At 46.4% G+C, this 21,003-nt stretch carries 20 protein-coding genes and 3 pseudogenes; 10 read left to right on the forward strand and 13 right to left on the reverse strand.

Annotated features, from left to right (window positions below; translation table 11 throughout):
- Positions 1-26: 26 nt before the first annotated feature.
- A pseudogene (locus PMG71_RS09790) lies at positions 27-242 on the reverse strand (hypothetical protein); the annotation flags it as partial.
- A 233-nt stretch (positions 243-475) separates the two neighbouring features.
- Between PMG71_RS09790 and PMG71_RS09795 the strand changes: the two are divergent.
- On the forward strand, positions 476-1,321 hold the full coding sequence (locus PMG71_RS09795; protein WP_283753488.1) for a M15 family metallopeptidase: 846 nt from the start codon (positions 476-478) through the stop codon (positions 1,319-1,321).
- 24 nt (positions 1,322-1,345) lie between these two features.
- On the forward strand, positions 1,346-2,026 hold the full coding sequence (locus PMG71_RS09800) for a M41 family metallopeptidase (RefSeq protein WP_283753489.1): 681 nt from the start codon (positions 1,346-1,348) through the stop codon (positions 2,024-2,026).
- A 116-nt stretch (positions 2,027-2,142) separates the two neighbouring features.
- Here the strand turns inward: PMG71_RS09800 and cysE are convergent, their stop codons facing one another.
- Positions 2,143-2,946, reverse strand: coding sequence for a serine O-acetyltransferase (cysE, locus tag PMG71_RS09805; protein WP_283753490.1), 804 nt, complete (start codon positions 2,944-2,946; stop codon positions 2,143-2,145).
- Positions 2,947-3,037: 91 nt separating this feature from the next.
- Here cysE and PMG71_RS09810 point away from each other — a divergent pair, with 91 nt between their 5' ends.
- Complete coding sequence (locus PMG71_RS09810; RefSeq protein ID WP_283753491.1) at positions 3,038-3,244, forward strand: hypothetical protein; 207 nt, start codon at positions 3,038-3,040, stop codon at positions 3,242-3,244.
- A gap of 16 nt (positions 3,245-3,260) precedes the next feature.
- Here PMG71_RS09810 and PMG71_RS09815 read toward each other — a convergent pair whose 3' ends face one another.
- On the reverse strand, positions 3,261-3,683 hold the full coding sequence (locus PMG71_RS09815; RefSeq protein ID WP_283753492.1) for an ATP-binding protein: 423 nt from the start codon (positions 3,681-3,683) through the stop codon (positions 3,261-3,263).
- A 258-nt stretch (positions 3,684-3,941) separates the two neighbouring features.
- Between PMG71_RS09815 and PMG71_RS09820 the strand changes: the two genes are divergently transcribed.
- The gene (locus PMG71_RS09820) at positions 3,942-5,096 is read left to right on the forward strand and encodes a PP2C family protein-serine/threonine phosphatase (RefSeq protein ID WP_283753493.1); all 1,155 of its coding nucleotides are present in this window, start codon (positions 3,942-3,944) and stop codon (positions 5,094-5,096) included.
- Here PMG71_RS09820 and PMG71_RS09825 read toward each other — a convergent pair.
- Positions 5,093-5,416 (reverse strand): STAS domain-containing protein, encoded by a 324-nt coding sequence (locus PMG71_RS09825; protein WP_283753494.1) that lies wholly within the window; start codon positions 5,414-5,416, stop codon positions 5,093-5,095. The two genes, PMG71_RS09820 and PMG71_RS09825, sit on opposite strands and share 4 nt — an antisense overlap.
- 267 nt (positions 5,417-5,683) lie before the next feature.
- On the opposite strand from PMG71_RS09825, the gene PMG71_RS09830 reads away from it, so the two are divergent.
- The 4 genes and pseudogenes from PMG71_RS09830 to recR all read left to right on the forward strand — a co-directional run.
- Positions 5,684-6,154, forward strand: coding sequence for a hypothetical protein (locus tag PMG71_RS09830; protein WP_283753495.1), 471 nt, complete (start codon positions 5,684-5,686; stop codon positions 6,152-6,154).
- 72 nt (positions 6,155-6,226) lie between these two features.
- Positions 6,227-7,222, forward strand: coding sequence for an anti-sigma factor antagonist (locus PMG71_RS09835; RefSeq protein ID WP_283753496.1), 996 nt, complete (start codon positions 6,227-6,229; stop codon positions 7,220-7,222).
- Between the two features lie 148 nt (positions 7,223-7,370).
- Positions 7,371-7,502, forward strand: coding sequence for a hypothetical protein (locus tag PMG71_RS09840; protein WP_283753497.1), 132 nt, complete (start codon positions 7,371-7,373; stop codon positions 7,500-7,502).
- A 17-nt stretch (positions 7,503-7,519) separates the two neighbouring features.
- Positions 7,520-8,113: pseudogene (recR, locus tag PMG71_RS09845) on the forward strand (recombination mediator RecR); the annotation flags it as partial.
- A gap of 10 nt (positions 8,114-8,123) precedes the next feature.
- Here the strand turns inward: recR and PMG71_RS09850 are convergent.
- Positions 8,124-8,729 carry a response regulator gene (locus tag PMG71_RS09850; RefSeq protein ID WP_347179240.1) on the reverse strand — a complete coding sequence of 202 codons (606 nt, stop codon included), beginning with the start codon at positions 8,727-8,729 and terminating at the stop codon, positions 8,124-8,126.
- A 233-nt stretch (positions 8,730-8,962) separates the two neighbouring features.
- Between PMG71_RS09850 and lipA the strand changes: the two genes are divergently transcribed.
- Positions 8,963-9,886, forward strand: a complete 924-nt coding sequence (lipA, locus tag PMG71_RS09855; protein WP_283753499.1) for a lipoyl synthase — start codon at positions 8,963-8,965, stop codon at positions 9,884-9,886.
- A gap of 261 nt (positions 9,887-10,147) precedes the next feature.
- Here lipA and PMG71_RS09860 read toward each other — a convergent pair whose 3' ends face one another.
- The 4 genes from PMG71_RS09860 to PMG71_RS09875 all read right to left on the reverse strand — a co-directional run bounded on the left by PMG71_RS09860 (position 10,148) and on the right by PMG71_RS09875 (position 14,302).
- Positions 10,148-11,797, reverse strand: coding sequence for an adenylate/guanylate cyclase domain-containing protein (locus tag PMG71_RS09860; RefSeq protein ID WP_283753500.1), 1,650 nt, complete (start codon positions 11,795-11,797; stop codon positions 10,148-10,150).
- A gap of 319 nt (positions 11,798-12,116) precedes the next feature.
- Positions 12,117-12,830, reverse strand: a complete 714-nt coding sequence (locus tag PMG71_RS09865; protein ID WP_283753501.1) for a hypothetical protein — start codon at positions 12,828-12,830, stop codon at positions 12,117-12,119.
- Between the two features lie 108 nt (positions 12,831-12,938).
- Complete coding sequence (locus tag PMG71_RS09870) at positions 12,939-13,892, reverse strand: DNA polymerase III subunit delta' (RefSeq protein ID WP_283753502.1); 954 nt, start codon at positions 13,890-13,892, stop codon at positions 12,939-12,941.
- Positions 13,889-14,302, reverse strand: a complete 414-nt coding sequence (locus PMG71_RS09875) for a hypothetical protein (RefSeq protein WP_283753503.1) — start codon at positions 14,300-14,302, stop codon at positions 13,889-13,891. Before PMG71_RS09875 ends, PMG71_RS09870 begins: the two co-directional genes overlap by 4 nt.
- Positions 14,303-14,517: 215 nt before the next feature.
- Between PMG71_RS09875 and PMG71_RS09880 the strand changes: the two genes are divergently transcribed.
- Positions 14,518-15,900 (forward strand): serine/threonine protein kinase, encoded by a 1,383-nt coding sequence (locus PMG71_RS09880; protein ID WP_283753504.1) that lies wholly within the window; start codon positions 14,518-14,520, stop codon positions 15,898-15,900.
- Between the two features lie 62 nt (positions 15,901-15,962).
- Here PMG71_RS09880 and PMG71_RS23875 read toward each other — a convergent pair.
- The 4 genes and pseudogenes from PMG71_RS23875 to bioF all read right to left on the reverse strand — a co-directional run.
- Positions 15,963-16,115 (reverse strand): annotated as a pseudogene (locus tag PMG71_RS23875) (RNA-guided endonuclease TnpB family protein); the annotation flags it as partial.
- A 177-nt stretch (positions 16,116-16,292) separates the two neighbouring features.
- A complete protein-coding gene (locus PMG71_RS09885; protein ID WP_283753505.1) occupies positions 16,293-17,741 on the reverse strand; it encodes a restriction endonuclease subunit S in 1,449 nt (482 codons plus the stop codon).
- Entirely contained in the window at positions 17,735-19,726 is a 1,992-nt protein-coding gene (locus PMG71_RS09890) for a type I restriction-modification system subunit M (RefSeq protein ID WP_283753506.1), read from the reverse strand. Before PMG71_RS09890 ends, PMG71_RS09885 begins: the two co-directional genes overlap by 7 nt.
- 69 nt (positions 19,727-19,795) lie before the next feature.
- Entirely contained in the window at positions 19,796-20,980 is a 1,185-nt protein-coding gene (bioF, locus tag PMG71_RS09895; protein ID WP_347179241.1) for an 8-amino-7-oxononanoate synthase, read from the reverse strand.
- Positions 20,981-21,003: the final 23 nt, after the last annotated feature.

A 21,003-nucleotide genomic window follows, 5' to 3' on the forward strand; every position in this document is an offset into this window, starting at 1 on the left:
TGGAACAGAGCTGGACAAGGAGGATAATAAACAACAGAAAGTTCATCGCTAATCTTAACTTTCCCTTTGATCACCGATCGCAATAACCGATTCATCGATCTCCGGTCTTCCTCTGTTAAGTTTTCATCTAAAGTAGCAGCCATGAGACCATAGCGATCTGCAAGGGTCAAAACTCCGGTTTCTCGTGCAGAAACTAGAATTTCTGAGATCGCTCCAGGGAGAATTTGGTGTTCCAGTAACATAATGATTCCATACACGAGTCCTATACTATTCACTATCAACGATATTTTTTCTTTTGTGCGTGATTGATATCGCTGCTCTTAAGTGATTTAGATCGCTCTGAAATCTTCAAAATCATTCCCCCAATGCCTAATTTATCGGTGTAATTTTGTGCCTTAATTATCTAAGTTAGCATATAAACCCCTAATCTTTGGTAAGGTGAAGGGGAATCATTGCCTGTTAGAGTGAGTCGCTGATGACGGAAAATCTACCCCATTTTTTCACCTCCCAGGAGGAAGAAGTAATTACTGATGATATCCCAGAAGCCCTCCGGGATACCCCAATACCACTTCCTGAAGTCCAAGAGTCAGCATCCTCAAGTTCTGAGGGGAGAATGTGGATTGGATGGGGAGGTGTGGCGATCGCCCTGATCGGCGGTATTCTCATTTTCAGAAGTAACTCTGTCACCCCTAATCCAGCCTCAAAACCAGTTACTTCTCCCTCGCCGGTAGCCGAAACCCCTGAATTAGGTGAAGAGCAGGAAAACTCAGAAACGGCTGAGGTTGGGGACTTACTGGGGCATTTTGCCTATGAAGAAGCACCGGCAGAAGATTTGATTCCAATTACGGCTGATGGTAGGCTACAATTACGGAGAATGGCGGCTGTTAAATTCCAACAAATGGTAAATGCTGCCCAACGGGATGGGGTGAGCTTGGTTCCTCTATCTGCCTTTCGCAGCTTACAAGATCAAGAGTATTTATTTTTTGATGTCAAAGCTCAACGGGGACAACTGGCAACAAAACGGGCAGAAGTAAGCGCTCCTCCCGGATATAGCGAACATCATACGGGCTATGCAGTGGATATTGGGGATGCTTATGTTCCTGCTGTGGATCTCTCTCCAGAGTTTGAAAATACGGCTGCTTTTAAGTGGTTAGAAGAAAATGCTGCTTATTATAATTTCGAGCTATCCTTTCCTCGAAATAATCCCCAAGGGATTAATTATGAACCTTGGCACTGGCGTTTTGTGGGCGATCGCCATAGTTTGGAGACGTTTTATAAGGCGCGAGAGCAGTCCAAGGTTGGGGAATCATCAGGGCAATAAACTGTCGCTTATCCAGAGAACTTTATGAATCAACTAAGTTTAAATTTGACCGCGATCGCCGTTTTTACCCTAACCTTGTCCAGTCTGTTGGGGCCAGCAATCCACTTAAATCCAGCAATTCCGGCGATCGCCGCCTTTGGCATTTTAGGATTTCTGGCGATCGACAGCCTGCAATGGAAAGGCCGAGGCAGTAACTTAGTATTAGGCTTAATTTCTAGTCTCTCTGCTGAATACCGCGATCGCCTCCTACACCATGAAGCCGGCCATTTTTTTGTCGCCACTCTTCTCGATATCCCCATTACCGGCTACACCCTCAACCCCTGGGAAGCCCTAAAAGCCGGACAAAAGGGACAAGCGGGCGTAAGCTTTGATGAACAGGCCATCACTAAACAGCTTAAATCCCCTGCCCTCACCCAGCAATGGATTGACCGCTATTGTATCCTGTGGATGGCCGGTATAGTGGCGGAAGAATTGGTTTATGGGGATGCTAAAGGAGGAGCCGACGATCTGCAAAACTTCCATACCCTCCTCAAGCTCTATTCCCCTGTAGAGGGTGATTTTACCCCTAAACAACAATGGGCCAAACTCCAAGCAAAAACCTTAATTAAAGACCATTGGAAAGCTTATCAAATGTTGACGTTTGCCATGGAATACCGTTTACCCGTAGCCAAATGTCAAGAGAAGATTAGATCAATTAAAAATTAAAAATTAAAAATTAAAAATGGGTATCGGTTGAAGGATACACTATCAGTTAGAACCAGAAGGGGATTGGAGCAGGCGATCGCTCAATCCTTAAAGGCGATCGCCTATGAACCATTACGTTAAATCCCCGACCCATCCAAAAACTCTTCAATCGCTCGATCCTTCAAAGCACAACTATTTTGCTTAGAGCGATAGGATGGCACTTCTAGGGCTTCTCCCTGTAAAACAGACTCTTCCCAGGAACTCCAACAGACACTAGCCAAGGATTGACTCTCCTGGAGAATCTCCCGACCTTCCTGAAGGGAACGCACCTGTTCTTCCAACTGCTCAATTCGGTCTACCAAAGTGCGAATCATATCCGCTTCCGCATCCGGCAGTCTTCCATGTTCTAGCGGATCGACTCGAACCCCAGAGCGATAAACAATCCGTCCCGGAATGCCCACCACCGTACAATCCGAAGGCACATCCCGCAACACCACCGATCCCGCACCAATGCGGACATTATTTCCAATAAGCAGATTACCGAGAACCTTAGCCCCCGCACCCACCACCACATTTTCACCCAGGGTAGGATGGCGTTTACCACTTTCCTTACCGGTTCCCCCCAGAGTTACCCCTTGATAAATTAGGCTATAGTCTCCGACGATCGCCGTCTCACCAATCACCACCCCCATACCATGGTCAATAAAGACTCCTTTGCCAATGGTTGCTCCGGGGTGAATTTCAATCCCCGTAAACCACCGAGCCAGATGGGACATCAGCCGGGGAATAAACGGCAGACCCAGGACATGGAGCCAATGGGCAAAGCGATAAAACAGCAGCGCTTGCAGTCCAGGGTAGCAAAACAGGACTTCCAGCCAATTTCGGGCGGCGGGATCGCGATCGAAGATGATACGGAAGTCGGCAACAAGATTACTTAGCACGATTGAAAGTATCCAAAGCTTCATCAAACTGATCGATCTAGATCTTAGCGTCTAGTGGCCAGTTTACCCAAGGAATTAGATTTAAATTAAGGTGAAATTGAGTCATCTTTTCCTCAAATCACCGATTGCAGCCATGCCCATCATCATCATGATTCTCATCTTAATCGCTGGATATCTAGGCAGTGAACTCCTAGCTTTAGAACTCATTAGCCTCTTAAAAAGCTTCTCAGTTCCCCCTTGGCTACTGTTGACTGCCACCCTCTCCCTAGTGGTTTGGTGTTTTGGAGACGAACGTTAAGACCCGCTTTGACCCTCTAATAGTGCTTGATCAGCTTCAAACAATTACGTCCATCTTCCGTGGCTCTATAGCTGAGGTCATCAGCAATATCAGACATCATAAACCAACCCCGTCCATGTTCCTGGTCAGGATGTGGGCGAGGTTGGCTTCCGAGCCATTGGTCAATATCAAAGCCTGGGCCATAATCCCAAATCGACATTGTGATGGCATCATCCGCTAAGATCGCCTCTATATCAATGGGGGTATTTTGGGGAAGATCGCGATGGGCATGGAGAACAGCATTGGTTAATCCTTCGTAAAATGCAGTTTGACACTCAATCCAGGTCGCTTCAGGAATGGCGAGGGAGGGCGGCTTAAGACTTTTAAACCACTCTAAGCCATCAGTCAAAGCCTGGCCATCAGAATGAACTTGCAGATAAGCTCTATGGGGCAATTTCAATGGTGTAACCCTTAATCAGGCAATCAGCAGAGGTAAATGAAGCATTCAAGCATCCAAAAGTGAACTCAACGTTTATGATGAAATCACCACTTAGGTCGGTTCAGAATCAGTAAGATAGAAACGGACGCTAGATTGGGGGTCACGCTGCTTACTGAAATTGTTGCTCTGGTGCTTCTGCTTATAAGCTATCAAATAGGCTATCAAAGTGATCTCACTTTTGTCAGATTTTTCAGCTCCTAGTCTGATGACATTTTAATCATGTACAAGGTTTTGATTATAGAGGATGACCCTTTGTTTCGGTTAGTGTTGACCAAAGCGCTGAAGAACCAGGGGTATGATGTAACTGTTGCTACTAATGGTGAAGAAGGGTTAGAGCAAGCCGCGAGTCTGCGCCCTGGATTGATTTTGTGCGATTGGATGATGCCTCGCATGGATGGATTGGAGGTTTGTCGCCGCATTAAGGCCAATCCGGATTTAACGACGACGTTTTTTGTCTTGCTCACCGCTCGTGAGGGGGTAGAAGACCGGGTACAAGGACTCGATAATGGGGCGGATGATTTTTTGTCTAAACCCATTGAAGTGAATGAGTTACGGGCGAAAGTGCGGGCCGGTTTGCGACTGCACCAGCTCAGTCAAGATTTACAAACCGCTAAACAGAGACTTGAAGCTGAGTTAATGGAGGCGGCTGATTATGTTAAATCTCTCTTACCTGGCCCCTTAGAAGAATCGGTTTCTATTGATGCGAGGTTTATTCCTTCTCGTCAATTGGGAGGGGACTGTTTTGATTATTATTGGCTCAATGAAAATCAGTTGGTGATTTATGTGGTGGATGCGGCGGGCCATGGGGTGGGTTCAGCTCTATTATCGGTTTCTGTCCTGAATTTATTGCGCTCTCAATCCCTGTCTGGGGTCGATTTTTCTCAACCCCATCAGGTGCTAATGGGTCTGAATGATACTTTCCAGATGGAAACTCAAGGCGATCGCTACTTTACCATTTGGTATGGGGTTTATCACCGCCAGGAACAGTCTTTGGTTTATGCCAGTTCCGGCCATCCTCCCGCTATCCTCTTATCTCCAGGTTCTCAGGAAGAGATAGAGGTGCAATATCTGAAAACACCGGGTTTCCCCATTGGGATGTTTCCGGGAGTCGAGTATAAATCCTGTCAATGTCAGGTTCAATCCCAAAGTACCCTCTATGTGTTTAGTGATGGAGTCTATGAAATTCATCAGACCGATGGCACACTATGGGGACTTCAGGCATTTAGTGAGTTTTTGGCAACCCATCAACATCTTTCGTCTGAGTTGTTAGATCATTTACTCCATTGCATTCATACGTTGAATCCCAACACCATTTTGGACGACGATCTATCCTTACTTCAGATTCAGTTTCATGGTAAGGGAGAGGGGGATTAATCGCTATTCAACTGTCGCTCAAACTCCTCTCGGCTTGACAAGACCTCAAATACCCGATCCATGCTTGTCAGTTCAAACAGCATTCTGACTTGTTCATTAATGGAGCAGATCAAGAGTTTTCCGCCCGCGGAGCGTACCGTTTTTAAGGCGGCGACTAAGGCCCCTAGACCAGAACTATCAATAAAAGTCACATCTTTGAGGTCAATCAGGATCGTATCAGCGCCAGATTGAACTAATGCACTGACTTCATCTCTAAACTGTCCAGCTTTGGTGCTGTCTAAAATGCCGGAGGGTTGAATTTGTTTAATAATTTGACTCATGGGTTTTGATCGGCAGAAGGTTGGTGTTTTGATCCCAATCCATTGGATTTAGTTGAATAGGATACTACAATTCTGGATTCGGGTTGATCTTATTCTATCCGGATTAACCCAGAAGTTAAATCAGTGCTGAAATCCGGGCTATTTTCAGAATTCATACCCTGGTCTGAATGGGTTTACGATTGTCCTCAGAGTCAAAGCAGGGTATTTTGAGGAGAGCAGGGGAATCAATGTATCTTTGATAATATCTAGCGATCGCCATTGAAGAGCATGATTCTAACCACCGTTGGTACTCAACCCTATCCCTTTAATCGTTTAATGAGTTGGTTGGAGGTTCTCGTTCAACGAGGATTGATCCAGGAAGAGCTGATTGTACAATATGGCAGTTGTACGATTTGGCCGGAGGGAGAAGACTGTTTTGCCGATATTCCAGAGAAGAAGTTAATCCAGTTGGCTCATCAGGCTCGTCTGATTGTTGGCCACTGTGACCCTCATTTGCTTAAGGGGTTGGCTCAAACGACCAATCCTTATATTTTGGTTCCTCGTGGGCAATGCTATAAAGAGCATATTGACGATCGCCAAATTGAGTTAGCCCGTCATCTAGCTTTGGCAGGCGTTCCCATTGCCTGGTCTCCTGGAGACCTGGTGCGATTTATTCATTCTCCCCGACGAATTTCTCACTCTACCCTCATGACAATCGCCAATGAGACGGTGAAACGCTCGCTCAAAAAGGGCCGTTGAGTCCATCCTCTGAGCGATCGGATGTTGGGTTTGGGCAGAATATAACTTTGATAGACTCCCCTTGAGGTGTTTATGAACAATCCAGTTAATTCCCCTGAGTTTGCCATGACTTCCTTTGGGGCCTGTTGTTTGGTTCAATTATCGAAAAATTTTACGGTTAACCAAGCTGTAGCATTTAAGGAGTATTTTAAACAGCTCTGCGATTCCCAATCAGGTCTGACTCAGGTAATTTTAGATTTAGGGCAAACGACATTTATTGATAGTAGTGGCATTGGTGCTTTAGTGGGGTGTCTGAAAATGGCTCGCGCTCAACAGATCGAGCTGATTATTTGGAGCCTTAATCCTCAAGTGAAGATGGCATTTGAGTTAACTGGACTTACCGATGCATTTACGATTGATAGGGGCACAGATGCCCTATTGGCCCCAACGACGGATAGCCATGAGGTCTCGCCAAAGATTCATCCTTCGGTGCGATCGCCTCTGAAGCGGTTGCTGGATATCATTGGCAGCTTAGTCGGCTTGGGAATTACCTCAGTTCTCTTGATTCCCATTGCGATCGCCATCCAAATTGACGATCCTGGCCCCATTTTCTTTGGTCAAATTCGCTGCGGCTGGATGGGGAAACGGTTTAAAATTTGGAAGTTTCGCTCTATGGTAGCCAATGCTGAAGCTCTGAAGCATCAGGTTAAAAATGAAGCTGAAGGTGCTTTTTTTAAGAATAAGAATGATCCGAGGGTCACCCGTGTGGGTAAATTTTTACGCCGCACCAGCCTAGATGAACTGCCCCAATTTTGGAATGTCTTGAAAGGAGAAATGAGTTTGGTGGGCACTCGTCCCCCCACCCCCGATGAAATTGAGCGCTATGAAATCCCCAAATGGCAACGGCTCGATGTGAAGCCGGGTATGACCGGAGAATGGCAGGTGAATGGGCGATCATCCATTCGAGACTTTGAAACCGTGATTCAGATGGATTTACGCTATCAAGAAAACTGGAGTTTACTCCATGACATTAAGCTGATTCTCAAAACCCTTGTGGTCTTATTTCAAAAAAACGCGGGAGCGATGTAAAACCCATCAACCCCCAGTTAATAATGATTACATCATTAATAATAAATCTATCCTCCCGCCGCAAAGGTAAACATCACCAGGGCAGATAACAAAATTCCGGGACTGAGGAATAGAATTAGAGTGAGTAAATCATGGACAGTCATATCCAATGGTTCTCCTGAGCAAAAACACCATTCTGTTAGGGTATCCCATTCTTCCTCAAAAGCAACCCGGAGTGAATATTCTTAATCCTCGCTTAAGCTCATCGGTCAATGCTACCCTGATTAAGGATCTCTACTAACCAGGAGCAAGAAAACGGTTTACCCTAGTCCTTTAGCTCGTCTGATCGAGCAATTTCAACGGTTACCTGGTGTTGGGCCAAAAACGGCACAACGCCTTGCCCTTCATGTTCTCAAACGGCCCGAAGCAGAAATCAAGGCCCTGGCTCAGGCTCTATTAGATGCCAAACAACAGGTGGGCGTATGTCAAAAGTGTTATCATCTTTCTGCCGATCCTTTATGTAGCATTTGTCGCAATCTCAATCGCGATCGCCAAATTTTATGCGTGGTGGTAGACTCACGGGATGTGATCGCCCTAGAAAAAACCAGAGAATACCGAGGCCTCTACCATGTCCTTGGTGGTGTCATTTCACCCATGGATGGCATCGGCCCGGAGCAACTCACCATTCAATCCTTGGTGCAACGAGTGAGCCAAGAAAACATTCGAGAGGTGATTTTAGCTGTCAGTCCCAGTGTAGAAGGAGAAACCACAACCCTCTATATCGGTCAACTCCTAAAACCCTTTACACGGGTGACCCGTATCGCCTTTGGATTACCCATGGGAGGAGACTTAGAATACGCCGATGAAGTCACCCTAGCTCGTGCCTTAGAAGGTCGTAGGGAACTCGATTAAAGCCCTAACTTTATTTCACTTTTTGTTTGACAAAGTTGAAAATCTTCACCACCTGTTGCTTCAAAGGTTCAATTTGAGCCACTTGTTTCTTGAGAGCATTAATTTCTGCCTGCATTTTGGTGATTTGTTCCTTCAAAGCGGCAATTTCTGCGCCAGATGCTCCGGCTGAAGGTGCAGCTTCTGAAGAGGACTGGGCCCCATGACCGGTGGTTGTTTCTCCCTCTAATGGCGGCCGTGTCTTTTTGGCTTTAGTCATAGCCGACTTAATGGCAGCAATCAAATCTTTTTGTTCAAAGGGTTTGGGGATAAATTCCCAAAATTCAAAGGGTTCTTTAATTTTTTCTGTAACCTCTTCCTTGCGTCCCGACATCAAAACGAGAGGGATTTTACGCAAGTGGCCATCATTCTGAATATGTTGGAAAACCTCGAATCCACTGACTTTCGGTAAGAGGAAATCGAGCATAATCAAATTAGGCTGTTCTTGGCGGATCAAATTGATTCCTTCTTCACCGTCTTTGGCTTCGACGACTTCAAAGTTACCCTTGGGTAACATATCTTTAACTCGCGCTCTGATGACACGACTATCATCAATAACTAGAATTTTATGTCCCACAATGAACTCCTTGAGAGGGTGACGATTGAATAGTAATCCTGAGTTGAGTAGTGGATCGAACGGTGGTGTTCAGATGTCTAGGTCAATCCAGAAGAGAAATAGAGTTGAGTTAACGCTCATAGAGATGATTGAAGATCGTCAGGGCGATCGCGCTCTCTTGTACTCTATCTATCAATGATAATAGAATTCTGACCCCAATCACTGGAGTCATTTGATAACCCTACTTATGGTTAAGTATGAAGTCTGATCTATCTCACGTATCGGTTACTTCCGAGTCTGTTCCAGGTTCTACCGAGAAGAAAGCGCGATCGCCGTTAGCGACGCTTCCCCCTTGGTTGCGTCGCTCGATTGGTAAAGCGAGTGAATTATCTACCGTCCAAAAAATCATTAAGCAACGGCAGATTCACACCATTTGTGAGGAAGGGCGATGTCCTAACCGGGCTGAGTGTTATAGCCAAAAAACCGCTACATTTTTACTCATGGGCCCCACCTGTACCCGTGCCTGTGCCTTTTGTCAGGTGGATAAGGGCCATGCTCCTATGCCCCTCGATCCAGAGGAGCCGGATAAAATTGCCGAATCGGTACAGTTATTGGGCTTAAAGTATGTGGTTTTAACCTCCGTTGCTCGTGATGATCTCCCCGATCAGGGGGCCGGATGGTTTGTGAAGACGATGGAGCGGGTGCGGGAAGTGAATCCGGGGACGGAAATTGAGGTGTTAACCCCAGATTTTCGCGGCCAACGGGATTTGGTGGTTCAGGTGGCTGAAGCGAATCCGGCTTGTTATAACCATAATATTGAGACGGTGAGACGGTTGCAGCGTCCGGTGCGCCGAGGGGCGAAATATGAGCGCTCTTTGGATGTGCTGCGCTGGGTGAAAGAGGTGAATCCGGACATTCCCACCAAATCGGGGTTAATGTTGGGCCATGGGGAGACTGAGGCGGAAATTGTGGAGACTTTGGCGGATTTACGGGGGGTTAAATGCGATCGCCTCACCCTCGGTCAGTATATGCGCCCTTCCCTCGATCATCTCCCCGTACAGCGCTATTGGCATCCTGACGAATTTGAGAAATTAGGGGAAATTGCCCGCAACATGGGCTTTAATCATGTCCGTTCCGGGCCCTTAGTTCGCAGTTCCTACCATGCGGGGCAAGACTCCTAGCAGGGCGGATTTACAAAACCGAAAACCCTGTAGGGGCGGGTTATACCCAAATCTCGGACACGAACAAATCAATCTTGTAAACCCGCCCCACCCCACCAATAAACCCACCGGATAGGATGGTATCGACAACGGGTTGGGCGGGTTTCGCTGCGCGACATGAATACAGAAGTTACTGGTGGGTGTTGTTTATTTGAGTAAAACCCGCCCCTACAAAAGGTCTCATTTGTATTCAAATCGACTATAATCCTTAATCCTTAAAGATTATTCCTGTATCTCAGTCGTATGAGGGTCTGCTCCTTCAGAAGTAGTTCGCATAGTTTGATAGACTTTAATCGGTCGTTCTATCCCTCGAAAGCGGTAACTTCCCATGGGCATAAAACCGCGACGAACACGCAATAATTTATAAGTTGCTTCACTGACCACACATTCTCCAGGGGGACAAATTCCTTCCATCCGAGAAGCCAAATTAATCGTCGATCCCAATACGGTATAATCAACCCGTTGAGAACTACCAATATCCCCCACCACTGCTTTACCGCTATTAATGGCAATTCTCAGTTGTAAGGGTTCATTTAAGCGATTCGTTTTATTCAGGTGTTCCAAGCGAGTTAGCATTCCTCTAGCGGCTGCCACTGCTCGGTCTGCATGATCGGGTTGGGCTTCTGGAGCGCCAAAAAAAGCCATAATGCAATCGCCAATAAACTTATCTAAAGTTCCTTTGGCTACAAAAACTTCCTGAAGCATTTCTTCAAAGAAATTATTTAAAAGATCCGCTATTTCTGAGGGAGAAAGTCGCTCAGAGAGGGCAGTAAATCCAACAATATCAGCAAATAAAATACTAATTTCATATTCGGCCAGGGGTAAGCGGCCATTGGTAAGCGCTCCGGCTGCCATCATTTGTTGGACAACGGAGGGAGTATGATAGCGTTCTAGGCGCTGGCGAATATTTTCTTGATCTCTAAGTTTTTGCTCTAGAAGCCATCGCTGGACAGAAGAGGCGACTAAGTTGGCTAGAGCCGAGAAAAAACTCAGGTCTTCTTCGGCTTCTAGGGTGGTGTACTGGGAAGAGACATGGGCATCGGCATAGAGAACGCCAAAAACTTGTTCTTCTTCCCACAGGGGAACAGCCATGGCGGAACGAATGCCTTTACTGAGGATGCTCATTTCCCCTTCAAATCTCTCATCGGCTTGTGCATCTGCTGTTTGTATGGCGACTCTTTCCACAAAGACTTTTTGACAGATACTGTGGGAGATCCAACTGCTATCGGCGGTAAGGGTTTCGTCGCTTTGATGACGGGTTGCTAGACGAACTAATTTGAGTCTTCCCGTGGCTTCTAAGTCAATTAGGAGGGCTAAACGGTCAATGCGTTTGAGGTCTCGGAATACGGATTCTTGGACTTGGAGAAAGATGGCTTCGAGGGAACCGGCAGAGTTGAGGCCTTTACTAATATCTACCAGATCTTTGAGGCGGGCGATCGCCTTACGATTGCTGCTGGCCGTATCTTGGTCATTCTGGGGTTGGAGCCATAAGCGTTGTAGATCTTTAACATTGCGGAGAATGGTTGTACCATCGGTACTCAATTCTGGCCCCCTAGAAACTTCTTCTCCAGAGGGTTGTAGAATCAGAACGACTAAAGACACTACCCCAATTTGGACAACATCTCCATGATGAATCCATTGGGCAGATTTAGCCGGTAATCCATTGAGTAATGTGCCATTGAGACTGCCAAGATCTTCAATGAGCCATCCTTGTCCACGGGCAACAATCTGACCATGGTGACGGGAAACACCAAAAAAAGGGAGGCAGAGATTACAATCGGGCGATCGCCCTAAAACAAAGGGATTATCTTCAACTAATACGGTTCCTTCCGTATTGCCCTCAACTTGTATCCGCAGTTTGAGTTGGCTCATTGTCTGTTAACCCCTTGACCGATGGTAATTTCAACATTCAGGGAAAACCAACGCAACTGAGGAAAATCTAAATCACCCATATTCTTAGTCCAATCCAAGTAGTCACAAAGAGTGTGTGAATGGAACGCCATACGCTGTAAATTTATATTTCTCCAGTAATCCAGGCCTAAACCGGATGAACCCTGACCCTAGTATGCCCTGCCGATCTATTGTTGGCTGGGTATTTTCTATATTGTAAATAATGAGCCACAGAATCATCTGTGGCTGCGATCGATCTCAAGGAAATTTCACCGATATTACGGGGTATTGGTTCACTTTGCTATCCTTTTAGCACGCTTTGGATGGCATCTAAGCGCCGTTTTTGATCTTTTCTGACGGTACTGCGATAGGAACCGAGTCCATGGGCTTCTAGTTCTCCGGTGGTGGGGTTGACAAAGGAGCGCATACGGGCACAGAGTACAGCGTCTTCTGGTTCGGGTTGTTGGGTCTGACAGTCTTTGAGGTGTTGAATATAGTCTTTGCCAGCCAAGGGAGATTGGTTAATTAAATCTACTCCAGCGACTAACTCAAATGTTCCTAGATCAACGCCTAGGGTTTCGGCTTCTGCTTCAAGTTGGCTAATCCAGGGCTTTAGCCGTCGCAATTGTCGCCGATCTGCTTCTTCTGGGGTATATGCACCGTGTTGATAGGCAAAGGTTCCCAGATTGTGTTTGGAGTTTCCGGGATCGGTATGGCCATAGTAGAGATCGGTATGTCCTCCGCTAGGGGTGCGGGTTCCTTCCGCCACACCAATGGCGATCGCTCCCACGGAGTCAGGAGTAGCAAACAGGTTTTCTGTAGAAAGGGTGACTAATTTGGCGGATACTGTAGATCTGGGTAAGGATCGCTTCCGGGCGCGATCGCCTTCTGGGGTAGAGGCAAATAATCCGCCAATTAAGCCTAGGCTTGCCAAAATTTGCAACCAACAGAGAACAAAAGATCCTCGATATTGAACCCATTTTGCCCAAACTTTCAACCCCGGTAAACCGCGCATCTAAACCCCGAATTCTGAACACCAGGATTGAGTTTCCCATAAGGGATCGCGAAAAAACATCCTCTTATTGGGTGATTTTAATCCATTTTCCGAGAATTTCTCTACTCATCACTGATTACGAGCTATCGCTAATAAGGTAACCTCCCAAACCAATCGAGGTTGGACATAACTCAGCAGAGCCTGACGCGCTTTTTCTAGGGGTTGCAGCCATTGGGAAGATGAGTGATTTTGCCAATAAAACTGTTGTAGGTAGCCAATGAGCCACAGTTGGGTGGGGGTATCTAAAGTTTGAGGAATGGTTTTGGCTAACTCTAATAAGGGGCGAGGCGTTCGAGGAAGATGCTGTAGAGATTGTAATATTTCTGGTGGACAAGCTTGTAACTGCTCAAAAGCGGCGATCGCCTCCCCCGGACTCCCCTGAGCTAATGCCATCACCGTGGGGCGATCGACAATTTCCCCATAACCCAGGGATCTCAACACCTGCTCTAGGGCTTCTGGATGCAAACGATAAAAGGGAATGCGCGTACAGCGAGAAACAATGGTGGGTAATAAGGCGGCCTCAGAAGAGGCGATCGCAATAATCGTCGCTTGACCCGGTTCTTCCAAGGTCTTTAATAAGCCATTGGCTGCCCCTTCTGCCATCAAATCGGCCCGATCAATGACCACCAACGACCGGGGAGACTCCAAAGGGGGACGACTGAGAAATTGACTAATTTCTCGCACTTGTTCAATCCGAATTCGGGGTAGCGCTTTCCGTTGTACCCCTTGAGCCTTAGCCTGGCTCACCGACAGCAATTGCCCCTGGTGTTGATAGGTCGGTTCTACCCACAACAAATCGGGATGATTCCCCTGTTCCATCCGTTTCTTAATGCGTGCCCTTTGTTCTGGAGAGTCTTCTGTACTGGCGAGACGCTGGACAAACAAACTTGCCGTCAGACACTTACCAATCCCTTCAGGCCCGACAAATAAATAAGCGGGTGCAATCCGATTTTTACGAATCGCTTGAGTGAGTAATCTAATCGCTTGGGGTTGGCCAATCACCCCTTCAAATCCTAGGGTCATTGGTCAGAAATTTTGAGGGTATAGCCATGAGATCCGCCATCGAGATCGCCAACAAAAATCTGATAATCACCCGGAGGCCATTGACCGGGAATTTCTACCGTTGAGCCATCATGGGCCGGAACACAGAGGTCAAAATCTTGGGGGCCGTCTATTTTTAGGGTGGGTTTGCCGGAGCTTTGCAGACGGAAATGAATAGAAGTATCCGCCGTGACGGTCAGGGCTAGATTGGGAGAAGTGGCTAAATTGCCGCAACTGCTGGCGGTGGGCCCCCCCGATGTGCCCGTAACTTCCATGGGTTGAAAGCCAGGACTGATGGTTTTTTGGGTGGTTTGAGCATTACTGCTCAGGGGAATCATTGAGGCGATCGCCCCTGCTATGGTAAGTGTGAGGAATATAGAGGGTTTCTTCATGATTTCATCCTCTCAGGAGAAAAGAATTAGGGAACTGTCCTAGTCTTATCATTTACAACTCTAGGGCTATGCCATCAGATGATTTTACCGCGTCACTTGTTTCCGGTAAATTTTGTCAAGTTGTAAATCAGCAAGTTAAGCTAATTAAATCCAACTCACGAAGAGTTCCAGGAAAGGATTTTCTCTCGCCCCTATTCCCCTACTTGCCTACTCCCATGTTACAACCGGAACAAACTTTATCCGTTCAATCGACCTCTTCTCAGCTCCTAGAATATCAGTTACACCGGAAATTAGGACGGACTGCTGCGGGTCGTCAAACTTGGCTGGCTACGGATTTAAGCAGCCATGAACCGGTAACGCTGAAATTGTTGGCCTTTAATCCTCAGATGGAATGGGATGAGCTAAAGTTATTTGAACGGGAAGCTCAGGTACTGCAAGCCCTGGATCATCCTTGTATTCCCCAATACCGGGATTATTTTTCCCTGGATCGAGAGATGGGGGGAGGGATTCCTTGGTTTGGCTTAGTGCAGCAATATATTCCTGGTGCGTCTTTGCAGGAGCGGTTAGAAAATGGGGGGCGTTTTTCGGAGGAGTATGTTAAGGAAATTGCGGCTTCTGTCTTAAAAATTTTGATCTATTTACATGGCTTGAGTCCTCCTGTGCTGCATCGGGATATTAAACCGAGTAATATTATTTTGGGTGAGGATGGACAGGTCTACTTAGTGGATTTTGGGGCGGTGCAATCCCAAGCTGCGGTGACTGGGGTGACGTTTACGGTGGTGGGAACGAGTGGTTATGCCCCTTTGGAGCAGTTTTGGGGACGAGCGGTTGCGGCTTCGGATTTGTATGCATTAGGAGCAACTTTGATTCATGTGGCGACTGGGGTTGCTCCGGTGGATTTGCCCCATCGAGAAAATCGGATTCAGTTTCGCGATCGCTCACCGTTTAATCCCTATTTAATCACCTGGATCGAGAAAATGACCGATCCTGCCCTAGAAAAGCGCTTTAGCAATGCTCAGGAAGCTTTCGATCAACTCTATAACCAACCGGTAGGGGTAGAAAGGACGGATAGCCCTAAGTTTCGTCAGGTTCCAAAACCGGAGAATACGCTAATTTATATTTGGCGATCGCCCAAAACGTTAAAGTTAGAGATTCCCTCTCGATTTCAGCGCAATAGCGTCAGAACAGTTGCCCTTGTCTTAATTAGCTTGATAATTACACGGGGCATATTTATGGGTGCTTTCACCCTTCTTCGTAATCCCTTAATTTGGCTGATTGTATTTTTAGCGATCGTTGCCCTCGTGTTGTTCTTTGCTGCGAGTGAAACCGAAGTGATCTTTGAGAGAGAGCAATTTAAAATTGAAAGGAAGTTATGGGGCTGGAGCTATATCACCCACTCTGGTTTATCGGAGCAGTTAATGGGAGCTTTTATTCACCATGAAAACTCTTCCACGATAGTGAAACTTCATTGCCAAAATTATACTGGCGAATATACTTATGCGATCGCGGCTGGGTTAAGCCCTAACGAAGCAGCTTGGGTTGCTCATGAAATCCAAGATTGGCTTTATTCTCAGTCTGAGGTTAGTGATGGGGAATAGGCAATGGGGAATAGGCAATGGGGAATGTTCTTGCCATGCTCCCTACATTGACACTCCTCGACCTAAAGGTACGGAGATTCTTGGTTCACGGAGATTACTTGCTTAGACAGAATTACTTCTGAGAAAGTAGAGGTATTCTCTCCCCAAGCGTTTATTGGATCTAGCCCAAGAGTTCCCGTATGCCCTACGGTACTTAGTCCTTTCTTCAAAATATCCCTCTTCTATCACTCTGGGAAAAGTAAAATCGAAGACCAATCCTAAAACTTACTCAGGATATGATGTTGAGAGATCGCCAGCTAACAGAAACTCAGAAATTTTGTGTTTTTCCGAAAGCCTTGCTCAGTGGGGATTTCAGATTATCTTCTGGCGAAAGTGAAAGAAGAGGGATACTTCTAGGTTATCAAAGTTTCTATCTGACCGATCGCATCTCTTTCTTTTTGCCAAGCCTCGTCCCGTAGTTGATTGGCTTTTAAGACTAAATCCCCAATCTCGTTGATGATGGACGCAGCAGGTAAGGGAATGGGAATAGACTCAAACATTTCTCGATCGACTTCAAGAATCACTGAACCGTAAGAATTTCTCGTAATTAGACGATTACCGTAGTCTGAGACTAACCAAGCGTACAGGTAGCCAGGATTCATGTCTGATGCTGCCAAGAATCGAGTTGCGTGTTCACTGGCTGTCCATTTTGCCATGTACGCTGGAACAATTTGCACTCGCCCGATAGTACCAGAGCGAGTTACGCAAATCATATTTTCTTCTAGCTGGATTTCTGGCAAGTCTTTGGTGTGTGCGCCTTTTGCGAGTCCCTTGACATCAACCGGATCGACTTGAAAAAGCTGTTTGCTGCTCAGAAGCGGGATTCCACCTTTGTCAACATAAGTCCGTTTACGGAACTTGGTAATGGCTCTAACTTCCCTAGTGACTCGCTCATCGCCAACTGTTGTAACTTCTACAGGTAATTCTTTTAACTGTTGTTGTGCTTGCAATGCGGTTGGATCGTGAAAGCTACCTTCTAGTCTTCCAGCTAGTTCTGAGGCTTTTACGGTTGAGGTGACATATCCTTTGCTTTTTGGGGTCAAGGTGTCCAAATAGGGCAGGTTTAAGCGTTCGTGGAGTAGCTTATCGGCTTCATCTAACAGGCGGTTTGCTTCGTCTCTGCATTGTCCCGCTTCACACATCAGTCGCCCAATAGCAATACGACGCAAGGGATGTAAGTCAGGAATAACGATGCGAGTCAGGTGTTGGGGTTCGATGTGAACAACAACTGAACCATAGGTGGCTTGAGTCAGTTGGGGACGACCATAGCGACTACGAAGGAAGGCGGTAATATAACCTGCGGTATCGGCATCATTCGCCCGAAGACGAATTGCGTGTTGTGATAAGGCTTTTCCAGTAAAAGTTTCTGTAGCTAAGGCAACGTTACCAATAGTTCCAGAACAGGAAATGAGTACATCCCACATTTTAACTAGAAGCTTATCTAAACGAGAAGTCTGCTTACGACTCAAAAAGTTTTCGATTTTAGGGCGTAAACTAATGATGTCTGAACTAGACAAAAAAGGAACACCCCGTTCAGGACTGACATAAATTCGTTTAAACCGGAAAGCATTGTGAGCTTCTTGGCATAGTGCATTTTCCCCATAAAGGGAAATCAATGGAAAATCACTTGCTCGTAACTGAGCAACAGCATTCCGTGCCTCAATATTGAAACAAGACCCCTCCAAGCGAACACCAGCATCAAAGACTTCTTTTAAGCTGACGGTGGTTGATAATTTATCGGGTTCAGTGGTAGGGGTTGCTGGGACTGGATTATGTGGATTGACTCTTGCGTGTTTTACCATCCCAATACCGCCTGCTTCTTCCAATCAATAAATTCATTCGCCACCAAGGGGGTGTCATCATCAAGGACTTTCTGACGGGGTAATGGTCTAACCGTTGCTTCTCCTGTGGCTGTATGTTCTAACATAGGGATTTCCTCTGGTTTAGTCGGAACGAGGATTTCTTCTCCGTCCTCGTTGCGTCTAAAGGTCTTATTACCCCGCTTATCATGTCCGATAGCATTGACCTGAGCCATGAAGATTTCGTAGTCTCGTAGCTGACGATCGATGGCTTCACGGTTCATTTCCTCTTCTGTTTTCTTTTGCAGAATCAGCACCGAGGTTTGTGTCCCGTTGCGAGGTTGGAAGGTATCGGGATGAAGGTCGATAGATGCCACAATTCGACAGTGGGTTAGCATCCACCAGCGAGCATAAAGCAATCCGGGTGCGCCTAGAATCGCATCGGGTAAGACAATCGCCATGCGTCCCCCTGGCTTGAGAAATTGCCAGCATCGCTCGATAAAGAGGATTTCGGGGGGTTGAGAGGTTTGCAGTTGCTCGGTCATCTCCCAGCCATTTTCGGTTTCTTCCCACACATGACCGAGTTTGTATTGTCTCAAAGTTTCTTGGTCTTTAATGGGTAGCTTAGAACCGAAAGGGGGGTTAGTAGCGATCGCGTCAAACAAACCCAAGTCATCTGCACTTCTTAATGTGGATGGATCAACCCCAAGCGCATTAGCAAAGGCTTTCCGAAAGTTATCTTCCCATTGATGAGGGTGCAACAGACTATCTTGGCGCAAGATATTCCCCGATCCGTCGTTATTCATCACCATGTTCATTTTTGTTGCTTTGACGAGATCGGGATTGATGTCTGTCCCAAAGAAACATTGACTGGCTAATTGCTGGATACGCTCAGTCAAAGCAGCTTGCATCATAGAACTTGTGATATTATTCCCCATTGATGCTTTTAACTGGTCAATGATTTGGTTCATCGCAATCACTAAGAAACCTCCTGTCCCGCAAGCTGGGTCAAGAACTTTCTCATCAATCTTCAAGTCTAGCATTCGCACTGCCATTGTTTGAACATTACGGGGGGTGAAAAATTCACCGCGATCGCCTCTTAAATTTGCGCCCACTAACTCTTCATAGGCTTTCCCTTTGACATCAATATCAGTTTCGAGGAAACTGTAACGCTGTAACTCGCCAACGATATAAGCCAGAGAACGAGGTTGCAGTTTAATCCGGTCATTAGCATCAAAAATTGCTGGATAGCGTTTTTTGACCGCTTCAAAGATTTTCCCAATTCTATTGACAACCGTTAAGCGACCGTCATTACTCGCTTTTTCTGTAGCTGTAGCATAGAAATTAAGGGGATTCGGAAAATTGCGTTCGTCGTGGATTTTGCAGAAGATGACTTTTAGGAGTTCAAAGAAGGCAGGTTGTTTTTGTAATCCATCTGTGACGTAAATATGGTTGTGGCAAATCTTGAAGGAAAAGAGAAGATTATCATCTGTTGCGTGTTTTAAAGTTTCTCGTTTAGGACGATTGACTTCCTCTACATCCCCGTTCCGAGAAGGAATATCATTAGGTTCTTCCCAAACAAATTGACCATCAATATATAATCGTCGGAAAACAAACTTATATTTTCCATTTGTCCACATCCCCCACTCGGCATTAGAACAAGCAGACATATAGGATTTTAACTGCTCAACGCCATCACGACGATTAGAAGGCTCTACAGAATCTTTCTTGCACTCAATGATAATCCAAGCATTGTCTATCGTATGCTCTTGACCTTCCTTGAAGATTACTAAGTCAGCGCGAAAACGTTTGCTACCAATTTTAATCGGGAACTCTACAGCGATATCTTCTGGTCGATATTCTAACTCCAAGACAAGGCGGCGCTCGATATTTTGACGGACATATTCTTCTGGTGTGTCTTGACGGATTTTCTGGTCAATAAAGTCACAAATTTTTCCGTCTGGTAAAGTGGCTATGACTTTAGACATTCGTGCGTCCCCTGTTATAAGCTAATCTTTCTTTTAATTCGTGAGCCATCTGTAAGTAGATATTGTAACTCATTGACCGCTCATCCTATCTAGATAATGTTTAATCCCATCGACTAAGGATTCTAGATGTTCCCGTTGATGAGTTGCCATGAGGGAGATTCTAATACGGCTGGTGGGTACGGTGGGGGGACGGATGGCAGGGGCAAAAATGCCTTGGGTTTTGAGATAGGCGGATAAGTCTAAGGCTTGTTGAGGAGTCTCTAGAGGTAAGCTGATAATGGGAGATTCTGAGGCAATGGGGACGATCTGGGGACAGTGACGGGTGAGGAGAGCTTGGAAATCGTTGATATTTTGCCAAAGCTGTTCTCGGTGTTGGGGTTCGGTTTGGATAATGGCGATCGCTGTTTGGGCGGCTGCGGTGTCGGCTGGACTGAGACCTGTGGTATAAATCCAACTGGGGGCACGGTTGCGGAGATAGTCGATGAGGAGAGCAGATCCGGCGACATAACCGCCTAAACTGCCGATCGCTTTGCTCAGGGTTCCCACTTGGATCAATTCGGGTTTATGCAGTTGAAAATGCTGCACTAAACCGGCTCCGGTGCTACCGAAGACTCCGGTAGCATGGGCTTCATCGATGAGCAGCATACTGTCATAGGTTTGGGCAACTTCTAGTAGTTGGGGTAGGCGACAGAGATCTCCATCCATGCTGAAGATGCTATCACTGATGATGAGCGATCGCCGATACTGACTGCGGTATTCTCGTAATTTTTCCGTCAATTCTTGGACATTATTATGTCCATAAGTGATGACCGTGGCTTTACTGAGGATAGCGCCATTTTTTAGGCTAGAGTGGTTATATTCATCACTCAAAATCAAGTCCCGTGGCCCCATGAGGGCGGCGATCGCCCCCAGGTTAGCCAAATATCCGGAACTGAACACGAGGGCATCTTCGGTTTGTTTGAGCTGGGCAATCGAGCGTTCTAACTCGCGATGTAAACTCCGATGCCCACTGGTGAGTCGAGATCCGGTGCTTCCCGTGCCATACTGCTCCAGAGCCTCCTTAGCCGCTTCAATTAACCGGCGATCGCCCGCCAAACCCAGATAGTTATTGCTGGCAAAATTCAGTACAGGTTGACCACTGAGGGAGGCGATCGCTCCCGGTAAACCCTCCAAGGTTTGGGGAGAGCGATACCAGTTGGCTCGATGAAGGGTTTCTAGGGAATTAGAGAGCCAAGAGTAGGGCGAATGAGACATCAATTTACTGTTGACTAACCTTA

Origin of the sequence: Roseofilum acuticapitatum BLCC-M154 (assembly GCF_030068475.1) — a bacterium.
Classification (GTDB): domain Bacteria; phylum Cyanobacteriota; class Cyanobacteriia; order Cyanobacteriales; family Desertifilaceae; genus Roseofilum; species Roseofilum acuticapitatum.